Genomic DNA, 13,682 nt, shown 5'->3' with positions numbered 1-13,682 from the left:
CGCGGGGCTGACCAGCTTCCTGCAGGCCTATGCCGAAGATGCGCCCGGCGCGCGGGTGCATGCTTGCCTGCTGCTCAAGACCCTGCTGGAAGCGACGGCGACGGATTCAGAGATTTCAGGCCCTGCGCGGGACTATCTGAACCGGATGAAGGCTGAGTTTGAAGCGGGATTCAGCGCGGCGAAGGAAGCCGGGGATTTGCCGCACACGGCGGACACAGCCCGGCTGGCCCGGCGTTACCAGGCTGCGCTGACCGCCCTGCAGATTGAATTGCAACGGGGGCTATCCGGCGCTGAGCTGACCGCCTTTGTGGATGATTTGATCGAGCCGTTCGAGCAATTGGCGCGCGAGGCCGCCAGTTGACGGATCACTCGGCCGGGACAGGCGTGAGCGCCTCTTTCCAGTCATCCATGGCGTGACGATTGTCATGGTCCCAGGGATGGAAGCCGGGCTTGAACCAGGACAGCCAGACCTTCCAGCCGCGTCCGAACAGGGCCGGTTTCTTCCAGAGGAATTGCTTCACGGCGCGGTCGGCCTCTTCGCGTGTATAGCCGTCGGCTTCCAGCAGCTTGGCGGAGAAATTGGCGATATTGGCAGTGAAGTGTTTCGTGATCAGCAACATGGACAGGCTGCGCCGGAAATAGCGTTTCAGCGGTGACCAGCCCTTGGTGACCTCCAGAAAGACATCGTAGGCAACGGCCTTGTGCTCAGTCTCTTCCATCGCATGCCAGCGCCAGAGGCGCTCCAGCGCCGGGTCTGTCTTGCTGAACATCGCCACACCATCGATCTCGGCATCGAACATCAGATCGGCCATCATGGAGGTGAAGTGCTCGAGGCAGATCGTGGCCATCAGCATACGCATCGGTCCGCCGGCGCGGCCGAAATTGACCCGCTCCAGGATCTCCGCCTCAATCTCTGCAACGGGATATTTTTCGCGGTCGATCTTGTTGTTCAGCAGGTGATGCTCGCGCGAATGGATGGCTTCCTGCGTGATGAAATCCTTCACATCCTCGGCCAGCTTGCCCGAAACCTCGCCGCGATAGGCTTTCACCGCATCCATGAACATGCGTTCGCCGTCCGGGAAGGTCAGCGACATGGCATTGTAAACGGCGGTGGCGACGGGGTTGCCGTCCAGCCAGGGGCGGCCATCATCGGCGGCGGACATGTCAAAGCGCAGGTCGCGCGGTTCAATGGTGATGTCTTCGGGGGTGCGTTTGCGCGTCATTGTGTTTACTGCTTTCTGGTACAGAACTGGCAATCGTCTTGTCGCAACAGGTAACACTACTGACAAAAATGTCAATAAAGAAAAAAGAACCCTCGCCCAGAATCCGTCGAACGCCGGAGGAATCGCGCGCCAATATCCTTGCTGCGGCGGAGACGCTGCTGGTCGAACAGGGGCCGCAAACGCTGCGCCTGGCCGATGTGGCCAAGGCAGCGGGCGTGGCGAATGCCACCGTGCTGCATCATTTCGGATCCATCGACGCCGTTCAGCAGGCCCTCATGGAGCGGATGATTGCCGATCTCGTGGACGCGATCATGGCAATCGAAATCCCCGCCGATGCCCCGGCAGAGGCGCGCGCCATAGGCCTGAAGACCTTGTTTGATGCGCTGGAGTCGCGCGGCGCGGCGCGGCTGGCTGCCTGGCTGGAACTGACGGATGAGACCAGCCGCCTGACCGTGGTGCGCGAGGCGGTTCAGGAAGTGGCGCAGAAAAAGATCTCGCAGGGCGGCATCCCCTCAGAGCTTGCCGAGGACATGATCCTGATGAGCGTGACCCTCGCTCTCGGCACCGGCCTGTTCGGCCCGTCCCTCGGCACACTGATCGACAAGCCCCCCGAACGCGCACGGGAGCTGACCCTGCAGATGCTGATGGGGTATTTTGAGGGGTTGGCGGGGTAAAAAGGTGAGCACTCATGCTGAGCGAAGTCGAAGCACGAGCGCGGGCGGGCAGACAACAAGGTGGACTACGATTGCAGGTCGTTCGGTTCTCGCATTTTCAGGAAGCTCTCCGAATCCAGCGCTTCGGGTAGGGCCAGTATGTAAACGACCTTATCTTTCACCGCGCCTTCTGCGTGCAGGGTTCGGGCCGGTACGATGACTTTGTCGCCTGCCACGACGGTTGTGCGGACACCTGTCCCCGCGTCCAGGAAGTCTGTTTCCCCCTCCATGATGTAGGCGTGCACTTCTTCGGAATGCCAATGTGGGTCCAACCCAGCCGATGGTGGAGACACGAAGGTTGTGGGCCAGGTTCCATTTCGTTGCACGTCTTCCATGACCTCGGAAAGCGACGAAAAGAACTGATGGTGAAATTTCACTGACATACGAAGCGCTCCTAGCATTGAGGCGCAAAGTATGGATCGTGCAGTTATCGAGATAAACCTAGCCAGTTGCATCATATTCATGCAGGAATTGCATCATGCAGATCACGGCGCTTCAAACCTTTGTCGATGTGATGAAGCTTGGCAGTTTCGCCAATGCGGCCCGCTACCGAGATGTCGACCCATCATCAGTGTCCCGCGCGATTGCCGGACTGGAAGAAGAGTTGGGATTTCGACTATTTCAGCGAAGTCGGCGAAAGCTGGCACCGACGGAAGCTGGTCAGAGCTATTTTGAGCAAATAAGAAACCTTATTGAAGATCTCGATCACGCGCGGCAGAAAGCGCAGGATCTGGCGACAGAGCCACAGGGCCTGCTGCGGATCACGGCCTGTACGTCGCTGGGGCAGCGCGTAATCGCGCCACTTCTCAAGAAGTTCATGGACCGTTATCCGGCGCTGTCACTCGAACTGGTATTGACTGATTCACAAGTCGATCTCGTCGCCGATCAGATCGATCTCGGGATTCGGTTCGGTCCCGAACCGGACGGCGAGATGTGCGCCACCAAACTGGTTCCGCGAAAATTTCAAATCTGTGCGAGCCCGTCTTATATCCAGCGCAATGGCGGGCTGCTTCACCCAAGAGATTTGTCAGAGCGTGAGTGTGTCCTGTTTCCGCTCCCCGGATATCGCACGCACTGGCTGTTTCGTGACGCCGCAGGCGAAGCTTTTGAAGTTCCGGTCAATGGACGGCTACTCGTCTCGCATGGTCTGACGATGACCCAATGCGCTCTGGCCGGGTTGGGGCCAACATTGCTACCAGATTGGCTCTGCAAGCCGGAGCTGGAAGCTGGTGATCTGGTAGACCTGTTTCCCGATTTCGAGTGCGCCGCAAATCAATTCGGAACGGCAGCCTGGATGGTTCATCCGTCAAGGCGCTATGTGCCTCACAAAGTGGAGGCCTTCATGCAGTTCCTGCGTGAAGAAATCTGACGCGGCAACTTGCATTGAAAATTCGTTGCGTACCGTGACTGCTCTGAGCAGGTGCTGCCGGACAGCGGTAGGTACGGGCTTGATCATCCGAGATTTACCGCCGCCTCTTCAGCAAAATAGGTGATCACGCCGCTCGCGCCCGCGCGTTTGAAGCACATGAGCGACTCCATCATGACGCGATCTCCGTCGATCCAGCCATTCTGGGCGGCGGCCTTTATCTGGGCGTATTCGCCGGAGACCTGGTAGGCGATGGTCGGCACACCGAAGGTGGAGCTGACGCGTTGCACAATGTCCAGATACGGAAGGCCAGGCTTGACCATGACCATGTCGGCGCCTTCGGCAAGATCGAGCGCGACCTCGCGCAGGGCTTCATCGGAATTGGCCGGATCTTGCTGATAGGTTTTCTTGTCGCCCTTCAGCGCGGCGGCCGAGCCGATGGCGTCGCGATAGGGGCCGTAGAATCCGCTGGCATATTTGGCGGCATAGGCGAGGATCATCTGGTTGGTGAAGCCTTCTTCCTCGAATGCCGAACGAATCGCGCCGATGCGGCCATCCATCATGTCCGACGGGGCGACGATATCGGCGCCCGCGCCGATATGGACCAGCGCCTGCTGGACCAGTTTATCCGTAGTCGCATCATTCGGGATGGTGCCGTCTTCGTCCAGCAGGCCGTCATGCCCGTGGTTGGTATAGGCGTCGAGCGCCACATCCGTGATCAGGCCGACTTCGGGCGCAGCATCCTTCATCGCCTTCAGGGCGCGCGGCACGAGCCCGTCCGGGTCCAGCGCGCCGGAGCCGGTCTCGTCCTTGCCGTCTGCGCCAATATAGGGAAACAGCGCGATGGCCGGAATGCCAAGCTCTCGCGCGCGAATGGCGGCCTTGGCGGCGTCCTTGACGCTCAGCCGATCAATGCCGGGCAAGGAGCCGACGGGCATGCGATCTTCGCCATCATGGACGAAGACGGCCCAGATCAAATCAGCGGGCGTCAGCACGTTTTCGCCAGCGAGCGAACGGATCCATGGGGCCTGGCGCAAGCGGCGCATGCGGGTGGCGGGGAAGGCTTGGGGGAATTGGGTCATGTGAGCCTCATTGGTCCAAAATCCGGATGGCTACAACCAGCCAATTTTACGCACCATGAAACAGCGTTTGGAAACGTCGAGTTCTTCGGCCTGGATACGTTCCAGTTCCAGCATCCACTCGGCCATATCACTGCGTCTGATCTCGCGAAAGCCATGCTTGGCGTAGAACGGCGCGTTCCAGGGCAGGTCGCGGAAAGTGGACAGCGCAACGCGGCGCAGCTTGCGACGCTTCGCTTCGTCGATCACACGGGTCAGCAGAGCCGCGCCAATGCCGCGCTGGCCCTGATCCGGATGGACGCTGATCTGGTCAAGATAGAGCATGCCGCCGCGCAGGGAGACCAGCGCGAATCCTACCGGCGCGCCGGTGTCCAGCCGCGCGGTGAACAGGTCGCCATTCTCTGCAGCGCTGGCAAGGATGTCGATGGGTACATGGTCTTTCAGGGCTTCTGCGGACAATAGGCCGGTTGGAGCAAACAGGGCGCTGGCGGCGCGGTCCACTTCGGCCAACACGCCGACTTCTGACGCGTCCGCATCATCGATTCCATAGCGTGTGCTGGCGTGTTGCATTGACATTGCGCGCTGCCCATTCAATTCCCGTGGAAACCTCTTACGCCAAAAAACGGGGAATTAACAATGAGTGCTTTGTTTTCCGACGAACAATTGATGATCCGGGACATGGCCCGCAAATTTGCCGAGGCGCAATTGCTGCCGCATTCGGAAGCATGGGACCGAGACAGCCACTTCCCGGTCGATGTTATCAAGCAGGCGGCCGAGCTTGGCTTTGCGGGCATTTATGTCTCTGAAGAAGTCGGCGGCAGCGCCCTGACGCGCACCGATGCGGCCATGATCTTCGAGCAGCTGTCCTATGGGGATGTCTCCACGGCGGCATTCATTTCCATTCACAATATGGCCAGTTGGATGATCGACACGTTCGGATCGGACGCGCAGCGCCAGGCGTGGGTGCCGCGGCTGACGCGTATGGAGTTGATCGCATCATATTGCCTGACCGAACCCGGTGCGGGATCGGATGCTGCCAGCCTGAAGACGCGCGCAGTGAAGGATGGCGATGATTATGTCATCTCCGGCACGAAACAATTCATCTCCGGCGCGGGCACGTCTGACGTTTACGTCTTGATGGCGCGCACTTCCGACGACGGCGCCAAGGGCGTGTCGGCCTTCATTATCGAGAAGGACACGCCGGGGCTGAGCTTTGGGGCGAATGAGCGCAAGATGGGCTGGAAGAGCCAGCCCACGCGGCAGGTGATGCTGGACGGCGTTCGCGTGCCGGCGGCAAACCGAATTGGCGAGGAAGGTCACGGCTTCCGATTTGCGATGGCAGGGCTGGATGGCGGGCGGCTGAATATTGCGGCGTGTGCCCTCGGCGGTGCGCAACTCGCGCTCGACAAGGCGGTGGCCTACGCGAAAGAGCGCGAACAGTTCGGCAAGGCGATTGCGACCTTCCAGAACACGGCGTTCAAGCTGGCGGATATGGAAACCGAGCTTCAGGCCGCAAGGGTCATGCTGTACGAGGCGGCCGGACGACTGGACGGCAAGTCGCCGGACGCGACACGTTGGTGCGCGATGGCCAAGCGCTTTGTCACGGATACTGCGTTCAAGGTTGCGAACGACGCCCTGCAGATACACGGCGGATACGGCTACCTCGCCGATTATGGTGTTGAACGGATCGTGCGCGATTTGCGCGTGCACCAGATTCTGGAGGGTACGAACGAGATCATGCGCGTCATCATCTCGCGGGACATGCTCAAGGATTAGGCCTTTCGGGCAATTTCTCAAACATTACCGATATTTATAGCGTTTTCGCGGGTGCGGGGAAGGTTTTCATGCCGTCCGTATCTGGACAAGCGGCGGTGGCTGCGCTGTTCTTTCATTCTGGTAGAGTGCAAGAGAAGGAGGACTGGCGATGCGTATGGTCCGTAAGCTGTCGATTGTGGCCGGATTCGCTGTGCTGGGCGCGTGCGCCAGTGCGCCGCCCAATCTGAATGACAATCAAATCGTCCGGGGTGAGCGCGTCGGCGAGGTCGAGTTGGGTATGAGCCTGATCGAACTGTTCGCCGTGATGGGTACGCCGCGCCATACAACGCCGATCGAAGGCACGCGGGCAACGACTTACACCTATGATGGACTCATCATCGCAGCGGATGAAAATGTCTATTGGATCATCGCGCGTGACCCGCGGTATCGCACGGATATAGGTGTGGGGACCGGCGCGGAGCAAATCCTGGCGCGTGGGGCCTATGGCAAGCCGAAATGCGTGGTCACCAAGGGCGATGAGACGCTGTACGACTATAGCGACATCTATTTCGGCGTCGACAACAAGAGCGGCAAGGTCACCAAGGTCGGCATCATGCGCGATACCCAGACTTGTGACGGGTAAGGTGGCACACTGAGCCCTGACGGGCTGTCAGCCCGGAAAGCGATTGAACCTCAATCCGATATGCGGCACCGTGCGGCTGTGGTTCAGCTGATCGGAAGAGGTGCGCTTGTGCGGGGATTGAAGAGTCTGGTTTTGGCGATGGTGGCGACGCTCGTCCTTCCACTGGCGTGGGCGCAGTCTGGGAATTGGGCCGAGGAAACCGGATCGCTTGTTCACAAGGAGGGATTTGTTGACCTCTACCTGGATGCGGATGGCGGGCGCGTTCTGGTCGCGCTGCCTGCGCCGGACGCGGAGGGCGTTGCCCTGCGCGCGATCCAGGCGACAGGGCTGACGGCGGGACTCGGGTCCAATCCGATCGGGCTGGACCGGGGCCGCGCCAATGCCGGTGAGATCGTGGCCTTCCGCAAGGTAGGCGACAAGGTCATCGCGGAGATCGAGAACTGGACCTATCGCGCCAGCGCCGACAATCCGCTGGAGCGCAAAGCCGTGCGGGATTCCTTTGCGCGCAGCTTTGTCTGGTCGGGTGAAATTCTCGGCACCGGACCGGAGGGCGAATTGTTGGTGGACCTGTCGTCCTATCTGACGCGCGACACGATGGATGTACGCGCGCGGCTGAAACAGCATCCCAAGGGCGGCGCGTTCCAGATCTCGAAGGACTTGTCCATGCCGGACGTTTCGGCGGCGCTGGCCTTTCCGGACAATGCCGAGTTTGATGCCTTTCTGACGCTGAGCAGTGACGAACCGAAAGCGGAAGTCTGGGCCACGGCGGCTGATGCGCGCTCTGTGACGCTGGTGCAGCACACATCGCTCGTGCGCTTGCCGGATGACGGCTACACGCCCCGCATGTTCGATCCACGCAGCGGTGCGATTGACGTCGGCTACTATGATTTTTCCGCGCCCCTGAGCGGACAGGTTGGGCAGTCCTTTGCACGCCGCTTTCGGCTGGAAAAGCAGGACCCCACTGCCGCGAGCAGCCCCGCAAAAGAGCCGATTGTCTTCTATGTCGATTCCGGTGCGCCAGAGGAAATCCGTGCCGCCCTGATTGAAGGGGCATCCTGGTGGGCCGAAGCGTTCGAGGCAGCTGGTTTTCCGGACTCCTATCGCGTGCAAGTCCTGCCCGAAGGCGCCCATCCACTTGATGTCCGCTATAATGTGATCCAGTGGGTGCACCGCCAGACCCGCGGCTGGTCCTATGGTGGTGGACTGACCGATCCGCGTACGGGTGAAATGCTGAAAGCCAACGTTATTCTGGGTAGTCAGCGTGTGCGCCAGGACAGGATGATTTTTGAAGGACTGGCGGGCGCATCAAAGACCGGCACTGGCGCGGCGGATGATCCTGTCCAGATCGCTCTGTCCCGTATTCGCCAATTGGCTGCGCATGAAGTTGGCCACACGCTTGGCTTCGCCCACAATTTTGCGGCGTCCTCGAATGAGCGCGCGTCGGTGATGGATTATCCGGCACCGCTTGTTTGGGTTGGCCAGAACGGGGAGCTGGATTTCTCAGCTGCCTATGATGTCGGAATCGGTGAGTGGGACATAGTGTCTGCAATGTGGCTCTACCGGCAATATCCTGATGGCACGGACGAGAATGCTGCAGGAGACGAACTGTTGGAATCGGCCTGGGGAAGCGGACTGCGATACATCGATGATCCGCAGGGGCGTGGCGTGGGTACCGCGCATCCCTATGCGAGCGTCTGGGACAATGGCACAGACCCTGTCGCCTCCCTGACGGAGGTGATGCGGGTACGGAAAGTAGCGCTTGAACGGTTCGGCCTCGGCGCGCTGCAGCCAGGCGAGCCCACCTCGCGCCTGCGGGCGGTGATCGTGCCGGTCTATCTTTATCATCGTTATCAGGTGAACGCAGCGGCGAAGATGATCGGCGGTTATGATTTCCACTATGCCGAAACGGGGCAGGCCAATATTGGCGGAGCGCCTGTGCCAGCAGATCAGCAACGCGGCGCGCTCAGTGCGCTGGTGGCAACGCTGGATCCGGCCGTGCTTGATCTGCCAGACCGGACGCTCGACCTGTTGACGCCGCCGCTGGTGTCGTTCCGTGGGGCGGGCGCGGGGGCGGAATATTTCCCAGGCGAAACCGGGGCGATGTTTGATCTTCTGACAGCCGCTGACACATCGGCCTCACAAACCTTGGGCGCCTTGCTGCATCCCCAGCGCGTTGCACGCCTGATCGAAACTGAACGCCGCGACGCGAACGCACTGAGCTATGGTGATGTCTTGCGCGAAGTGGAGGAGGCGCTGTTCAAAGACGCTGACACGCCACGTCAGGCGAGTATCCTGCGGCGCGAGCAAGTGCGGTACGTTTCCGTACTGATAGACCTTGCCGCAAACACAAATGCGACGTCTGAAACGGTGATCCAGACCAATGCATATCTCAGCGCTCTGGCGCGCCGGATTGTGTCCCGTTCGCGGCGAGCTGATCCAGCGGATGTGGCAGTGCGGGACGAGCTCTCCCGTCGTATTACAGCCCATCTCGACAGGCCATCTCTACCCGTCATGCCGTCCACACCTGAAGTCGATATCCCGCCCGGCAGCCCCATTGGCGCAGGCAGCGCCGAAGCTTGCTGGCATTGCGATACGGCGCTGTTACCACGCTAGGCGGAGGGGTCATTTGAGAAGTTCCTGCCTCCTCACCCTGCCGCTACAAAGGGAATGGATCAGATAAACTCGACACCGGTCTCGCGACCGAGTTGCCAACGCCGCTGACACAGGCGCGGTTGTTTACTGTTGGGCAGACGGATCGAGAAGGTTTCTGGCAGATTGATTTCCTTGCGGGTCGCAAAGCGGACTCCGCCGGATGAAATGTTGCGAATATCGCACGGCACCGAGCGCAAGAAACCCAGTTTCAGAATACCTTTGGCGATCACCGGAGTGCGGCGTCCACGCAGCTCTGCGCCGGGAAGGTCGGTCTGTCTCATAGGCGAAGAATAGTCTCAACGAGTAAACATTCGCGGTTTGCTATTGCCAGGAATTTCCAATCGGGATTTGCGGACTGTTAACGTCCTGACACACGAGTCGGGCTTGATCCGCGAGGCGTCGAATGTAGGGGTAGGCGAAACAGATAATGATCGGCGTAAAGCGCCTGAGACAAAGGGATAAAGCATGTCGAATGACGTATCGGTGGAGACCCATCGCGGTGTGGGACGAGTTACGCTGACGCGGCCAAAGGCGTTGCATGCGCTGAACGCACCTATGTGCGACACCATCTTGGCCGCCTTGGAACGCTGGGCGGCAGACCCGACCGTTCACTTGGTCATGATCGACCATGAAGAAGAAACGCGCGGGTTCTGCGCTGGCGGTGACATTCGCATGCTGGCCGATAGCGGCGCGGGGGATGCGAGCGAGGCGCGCGCTTTCTTCAATGTCGAATATCGGATGAATGCCGCGCTGAAGACCTTTCCCAAGCCGGTGCTGGCGATCATGGATGGTGTGACCATGGGCGGAGGGGTCGGCCTGTCTGTGCATGGCTCTCACCGGGTTGCGACCGAGCGCACGCTGTTCGCCATGCCGGAGACCGGGATCGGCCTGTTCCCGGACGTGGGGGGTGGTTGGTTCCTGCCGCGCCTGTCGGGCTATCTTGGTACATGGTTGGCGCTGACGGGGGCGCGTTTGAAGGGCGCAGATGTCGCTGCGGCCCGGGTGGCGACGCATTTCCTGCCATCGGAATTGGTGCCGAACCTGAAAAAGCAGATCGAAGGCGCGGATTTCTCCGTCGGTGCCGCCGAAATGCTGAACGAGATCCTGCGCGGCATGACCCATCCTGTGCCAGCGGGCAGCTTTGCGGCGCGTAGCGATTTGATTGATGATTGCTTTGCAAAGGACACCGCCGAGGAGATTGTTGCTGCGTTGGACGCGGCTGACAATGAGTGGGCATCCGAGCAGGCGGCGACCATTCGAACGAAGTCCCCAGAGACTGTGAAGGTTGCCCTTCGTCAGGTTCGAGATGGCGCCAAACTTGATAACTTTGAAGAGAACATGCGGATGGAGTACCGCATTGGCTGGCGTAAAGTGCAAAGTCATGACTTCCTTGAAGGCGTTCGCGCGGTCATTATCGACAAGGACAATGCTCCGAAATGGAAGCCGGCCACGCTGGAAGAGGTCAGCGATGCGGACGTGGCGAGATATTTCGAGCCATTGGGCGACGATGAGTTGACCTTTGGGGATTGAGCGCGAGCCAAGGCCTTGAAATAGTGGCCACACTCAAAGTTGGGGCGATTCAGGAGCATGTATGCGCGGACAAGTATTGAAGGCTGACTCTGTGGAGGGGCTAGGCCTCATCCTCGGAGACGATGGTGTGCGCTACAATTTCTCTCAGGCACAGGTGCGGGACAACAATCGGCTCGTCCAGGGGCATGTTGTCGATTTCGTCGGTATGGGTGACGAGGCGCGCGATATCTATTTGCTCCAGGCTACCGGACAACCCTCTACACAGCCAGTTCCGCCGCAGCCCGTTAGTCAGGGGTATGCGGGGGCTGCACCCTATGCGCAGCCCATGGCAGTCAAGAGTGACGGTATCTGGACGTACTTTCTCAGATGTCTGTCATCCAGCTATTTCAAGTTCAATGGCCGCGCACGCCGCCAAGAGTATTGGGGATACATATTGTTTTCGATACTTGCGCTCGTCTTGGCGTTTGTTGTCGACACGATCCTTACCCTATCAATATTTGGCGTCGACGACTCCGAGGGATACTTTCTCCCTCTCTTCACCGCGCTTTGGATACTTTATACCATCATTCCGGGTATAGCTGTCACCGTACGGCGCTTCCATGATCAGGATCTGTCCGGCTGGATGTACCTGCTGAACTTGATTCCCTATGTCGGCGGCCTGATCGTTTTCGTATTCATGCTGATCGACAGTCGTGCAGAGCCGAACGTGCATGGGCCTAGTCCGAAATACGGCATTCGCGGCACGGTCGACACGTTCGCTTGAGCGAATACTTTCATGATATCCAAACCTGACAGGCCCAAATCGTTACGTAATAGTAACGGTTAATGTATTCGCGTGGATATTAACCTTCTACTCTTGAGAAAAGGGCATGCTTATCAATTCATTAGGATTGCTCGTGTATTTCTACTCAAACTACAACAAAAGTTGAGTGAATAGTTGAGTGGTGATGAAAATGATGATTGCAGAAGCGCAGGATACTGCGAACAATTCGTTGGGCGAGTCTTTCCTGAAGTCTTTGTCTTTGCTTGAGCAGGCGCACCGTCGTCTTCATGATGTTGTGAAGGACGATCTGGAGCGCGGCGGCGAGCGGTCGCTGACCGGCGTTCAGGCATTGTTGCTTTATGAAATTGGCGAAGGCGAAGCCCCCGCATCTGTTCTTCGGGCTCGTGGCGCCTTTGCTGGCACCAGCCTCTCCTACAACGTCAAGAAACTCCAGGAAGGCGGCTATCTGATCCAGACCCGCTCCGAAGATGACAAGCGCACCGTCACGCTCAGCCTGACCGAGCGCGGTCTAAAGGTTCGCAAACGGGTCGAGGCCCTCTTCGAGAAGCAGGCCGGCGCTCTTGAGCCAACGGCCAGCGTGCGTCCGGATGACCTGTCGCAACTGAACAAGACCATTTCTCGACTTGAGCGCTTCTGGTCCGACCAGATCCGGTTCCGCCTCTAAGCGCGCGGATTACATGGACGACTAAAAAAGCCCTCGCGAATTTGGCGGGGGCTTTTTCATTTTTCATGGATTCCACGCGAGACAGAAAATGGTTTTCAACCCCAGATTTCTTCACTAGGTTTCTCTGCGATGAGGGGATTTGGGGTTCTTTTTCTCGGGCTGGCATGGGCCGTACCCGCTTCGGCAGGGCCTTGGTCCCAACCGCATGAAGGTTGGTATGCCGAGGCCGTCGGCACTGAAGAGGAGCTGGAAGGCGTCCGTGGAAACCGCGTTTCGCTCTACGGCGAGTATGGCTTCGCACCGAATTGGACGGTTACCGCAAAATCAGAGGCGGTGGCCTATGAGGTCGGCAGCCAGTTCAACAAGGAGTTCTGGCGCGCCACGCTGCGGCGGCAACTGGTCACCCACAAGGGGTGGGCCGTCGGCGTTGAAGGCGGCCTGGTTCATGGCAGCTCCCTGGCCGGCGTATTCGGATGCGACGAGTGGGGCGCCGAAGCCCGCCTCAGCGGCGGCCTGTCTGGCCTGCGGGGCGGTCGTAACTTCTATGTCTTCGCGGATGCCGCTGTGATCCGTCATGAAGATGGCTGTGTCCGCCAGCGCGCCGAGTTCGGCTATGGCGTCGATATCTGGCAGGACTTCTTTATAAGCCAGCAGCTTTGGGTCGAGCGCGGGAACGAAACGGCGGATTCAAACAAGTATGAGACCAAGCTTGGCTATCATTTCGGATGGGCCGATGTGGCGATCGGGTATCGAGAGGAATTTGCCGGAGAGTTTGACGAGCATGCTGTGCTGCTCGCCCTTATCCTCCGGCATTAATCACACCAGTCTATTCCGCAGGGACGTCTTCCGGGGTAGCTTCGGCGGTGAAGCCGGTCTCACTCATCAGATAGGCGACAACCGCCAGGCGGTCGTCCGGTTTGCGCACACCCGCAAACGTCATGCGGTTGCCAGGCAGGAAAGTGCGCGGGTTCTCCAGCCAGTGATCGACCTTGTCGGGCGTCCAGATGAAGTCGGCTTCTTGCAGGGCAGGGGAATAGGCAAAGCCCTCCAGTGTGCCGGCCTCGCGACCGAACAGCCCATGCAGGTTCGGGCCAACGAGATTACCGCCGCCTTCCGCCGTGATGTGGCAGGATTGGCAGAGCTTCCAGGTGCGACGACCGCGCGCATAATCGGCGGTATTGTACGGGGCGGGCAGGGCCGCGAACGGTGATACCGCATCAACCGCCGCTTCAGCGGGGGCAGCGGCGGGCGCCGCTTCTGCAGGGGCCTTCGC

15 protein-coding genes and 1 pseudogene are annotated in these 13,682 nt (G+C 59.5%); 10 read left to right on the top strand and 6 right to left on the bottom strand.

Annotated features, from left to right (window positions below):
• Window positions 1-361 (top strand): annotated as a pseudogene (locus B4F73_RS00970) (TetR/AcrR family transcriptional regulator); the annotation flags it as partial.
• Window positions 362-365: 4 nt separating this feature from the next.
• Here B4F73_RS00970 and B4F73_RS00965 read toward each other — a convergent pair.
• The gene (locus tag B4F73_RS00965; RefSeq protein WP_290478985.1) at window positions 366-1,223 is read right to left on the bottom strand and encodes a metal-dependent hydrolase; all 858 of its coding nucleotides are present in this window, start codon (window positions 1,221-1,223) and stop codon (window positions 366-368) included.
• Window positions 1,224-1,291: 68 nt separating this feature from the next.
• On the opposite strand from B4F73_RS00965, the gene B4F73_RS00960 reads away from it, so the two are divergent.
• Window positions 1,292-1,897, top strand: a complete 606-nt coding sequence (locus B4F73_RS00960) for a TetR/AcrR family transcriptional regulator (protein ID WP_290482301.1) — start codon at window positions 1,292-1,294, stop codon at window positions 1,895-1,897.
• Window positions 1,898-1,962: 65 nt separating this feature from the next.
• On the opposite strand, the gene B4F73_RS00955 is transcribed toward B4F73_RS00960, so the two are convergent.
• Window positions 1,963-2,319, bottom strand: a complete 357-nt coding sequence (locus B4F73_RS00955) for a cupin domain-containing protein (RefSeq protein ID WP_206992658.1) — start codon at window positions 2,317-2,319, stop codon at window positions 1,963-1,965.
• 95 nt (window positions 2,320-2,414) lie between these two features.
• Between B4F73_RS00955 and B4F73_RS00950 the strand changes: the two genes are divergently transcribed.
• Complete coding sequence (locus B4F73_RS00950; RefSeq protein ID WP_290482300.1) at window positions 2,415-3,305, top strand: LysR family transcriptional regulator; 891 nt, start codon at window positions 2,415-2,417, stop codon at window positions 3,303-3,305.
• 83 nt (window positions 3,306-3,388) lie between these two features.
• Here B4F73_RS00950 and hemB read toward each other — a convergent pair whose 3' ends face one another.
• On the bottom strand, window positions 3,389-4,384 hold the full coding sequence (gene hemB, locus B4F73_RS00945) for a porphobilinogen synthase (RefSeq protein WP_290482299.1): 996 nt from the start codon (window positions 4,382-4,384) through the stop codon (window positions 3,389-3,391).
• Window positions 4,385-4,414: 30 nt separating this feature from the next.
• A complete protein-coding gene (locus B4F73_RS00940; protein ID WP_290478981.1) occupies window positions 4,415-4,957 on the bottom strand; it encodes a GNAT family N-acetyltransferase in 543 nt (180 codons plus the stop codon).
• Window positions 4,958-5,017: 60 nt separating this feature from the next.
• On the opposite strand from B4F73_RS00940, the gene B4F73_RS00935 reads away from it, so the two are divergent.
• From B4F73_RS00935 to B4F73_RS00925, 3 genes are all read left to right on the top strand, one after another.
• Complete coding sequence (locus B4F73_RS00935) at window positions 5,018-6,157, top strand: acyl-CoA dehydrogenase family protein (RefSeq protein WP_034813961.1); 1,140 nt, start codon at window positions 5,018-5,020, stop codon at window positions 6,155-6,157.
• A gap of 148 nt (window positions 6,158-6,305) precedes the next feature.
• Entirely contained in the window at window positions 6,306-6,779 is a 474-nt protein-coding gene (locus B4F73_RS00930; RefSeq protein ID WP_206992662.1) for a hypothetical protein, read from the top strand.
• Window positions 6,780-6,887: 108 nt separating this feature from the next.
• A complete protein-coding gene (locus tag B4F73_RS00925; RefSeq protein WP_290482298.1) occupies window positions 6,888-9,392 on the top strand; it encodes a zinc-dependent metalloprotease in 2,505 nt (834 codons plus the stop codon).
• A 59-nt stretch (window positions 9,393-9,451) separates the two neighbouring features.
• Here the strand turns inward: B4F73_RS00925 and B4F73_RS00920 are convergent, their stop codons facing one another.
• The gene (locus B4F73_RS00920) at window positions 9,452-9,712 is read right to left on the bottom strand and encodes a hypothetical protein (protein WP_206992664.1); all 261 of its coding nucleotides are present in this window, start codon (window positions 9,710-9,712) and stop codon (window positions 9,452-9,454) included.
• Between the two features lie 184 nt (window positions 9,713-9,896).
• On the opposite strand from B4F73_RS00920, the gene B4F73_RS00915 reads away from it, so the two are divergent.
• From B4F73_RS00915 to B4F73_RS00900, 4 genes are all read left to right on the top strand, one after another.
• Window positions 9,897-10,961, top strand: a complete 1,065-nt coding sequence (locus B4F73_RS00915; RefSeq protein WP_290482297.1) for an enoyl-CoA hydratase/isomerase family protein — start codon at window positions 9,897-9,899, stop codon at window positions 10,959-10,961.
• A gap of 61 nt (window positions 10,962-11,022) precedes the next feature.
• On the top strand, window positions 11,023-11,724 hold the full coding sequence (locus B4F73_RS00910) for a DUF805 domain-containing protein (RefSeq protein WP_290482296.1): 702 nt from the start codon (window positions 11,023-11,025) through the stop codon (window positions 11,722-11,724).
• 184 nt (window positions 11,725-11,908) lie between these two features.
• Complete coding sequence (locus B4F73_RS00905) at window positions 11,909-12,409, top strand: MarR family winged helix-turn-helix transcriptional regulator (RefSeq protein ID WP_034813952.1); 501 nt, start codon at window positions 11,909-11,911, stop codon at window positions 12,407-12,409.
• Window positions 12,410-12,538: 129 nt separating this feature from the next.
• A complete protein-coding gene (locus B4F73_RS00900; protein WP_290482295.1) occupies window positions 12,539-13,225 on the top strand; it encodes a hypothetical protein in 687 nt (228 codons plus the stop codon).
• A 10-nt stretch (window positions 13,226-13,235) separates the two neighbouring features.
• Here the strand turns inward: B4F73_RS00900 and B4F73_RS00895 are convergent.
• On the bottom strand, window positions 13,236-13,682 hold a 447-nt coding region (locus B4F73_RS00895), incomplete at its 5' end, for a c-type cytochrome (protein WP_290482294.1).

The organism is Hyphomonas sp. UBA3601 (assembly GCF_002375605.1).
In the GTDB taxonomy this organism is placed as follows: domain Bacteria; phylum Pseudomonadota; class Alphaproteobacteria; order Caulobacterales; family Hyphomonadaceae; genus Hyphomonas.
Note: the sequence above shows the minus strand (reverse complement) of the source record. Positions and strands in the feature narration are given on the sequence as shown.

Bases quoted from the DNA above. Each gene is read 5' to 3' on its own strand.
- B4F73_RS00905 (WP_034813952.1), top strand. From the start codon at position 11,909: ATGAAAATGATGATTGCAGAAGCGCAGGATACTGCGAACAATTCGTTG.
- B4F73_RS00960 (WP_290482301.1), top strand. From the start codon at position 1,292: ATGTCAATAAAGAAAAAAGAACCCTCGCCCAGAATCCGTCGAACGCCG.
- B4F73_RS00935 (WP_034813961.1), top strand. From the start codon at position 5,018: ATGAGTGCTTTGTTTTCCGACGAACAATTGATGATCCGGGACATGGCC.
- B4F73_RS00965 (WP_290478985.1), bottom strand. From the start codon at position 1,223: ATGACGCGCAAACGCACCCCCGAAGACATCACCATTGAACCGCGCGAC.
- hemB (WP_290482299.1), bottom strand. From the start codon at position 4,384: ATGACCCAATTCCCCCAAGCCTTCCCCGCCACCCGCATGCGCCGCTTG.
- B4F73_RS00910 (WP_290482296.1), top strand. From the start codon at position 11,023: ATGCGCGGACAAGTATTGAAGGCTGACTCTGTGGAGGGGCTAGGCCTC.
- B4F73_RS00915 (WP_290482297.1), top strand. From the start codon at position 9,897: ATGTCGAATGACGTATCGGTGGAGACCCATCGCGGTGTGGGACGAGTT.
- B4F73_RS00930 (WP_206992662.1), top strand. From the start codon at position 6,306: ATGCGTATGGTCCGTAAGCTGTCGATTGTGGCCGGATTCGCTGTGCTG.
- B4F73_RS00940 (WP_290478981.1), bottom strand. From the start codon at position 4,957: ATGTCAATGCAACACGCCAGCACACGCTATGGAATCGATGATGCGGAC.
- B4F73_RS00950 (WP_290482300.1), top strand. From the start codon at position 2,415: ATGCAGATCACGGCGCTTCAAACCTTTGTCGATGTGATGAAGCTTGGC.
- B4F73_RS00955 (WP_206992658.1), bottom strand. From the start codon at position 2,319: ATGTCAGTGAAATTTCACCATCAGTTCTTTTCGTCGCTTTCCGAGGTC.
- B4F73_RS00900 (WP_290482295.1), top strand. From the start codon at position 12,539: ATGAGGGGATTTGGGGTTCTTTTTCTCGGGCTGGCATGGGCCGTACCC.
- B4F73_RS00920 (WP_206992664.1), bottom strand. From the start codon at position 9,712: ATGAGACAGACCGACCTTCCCGGCGCAGAGCTGCGTGGACGCCGCACT.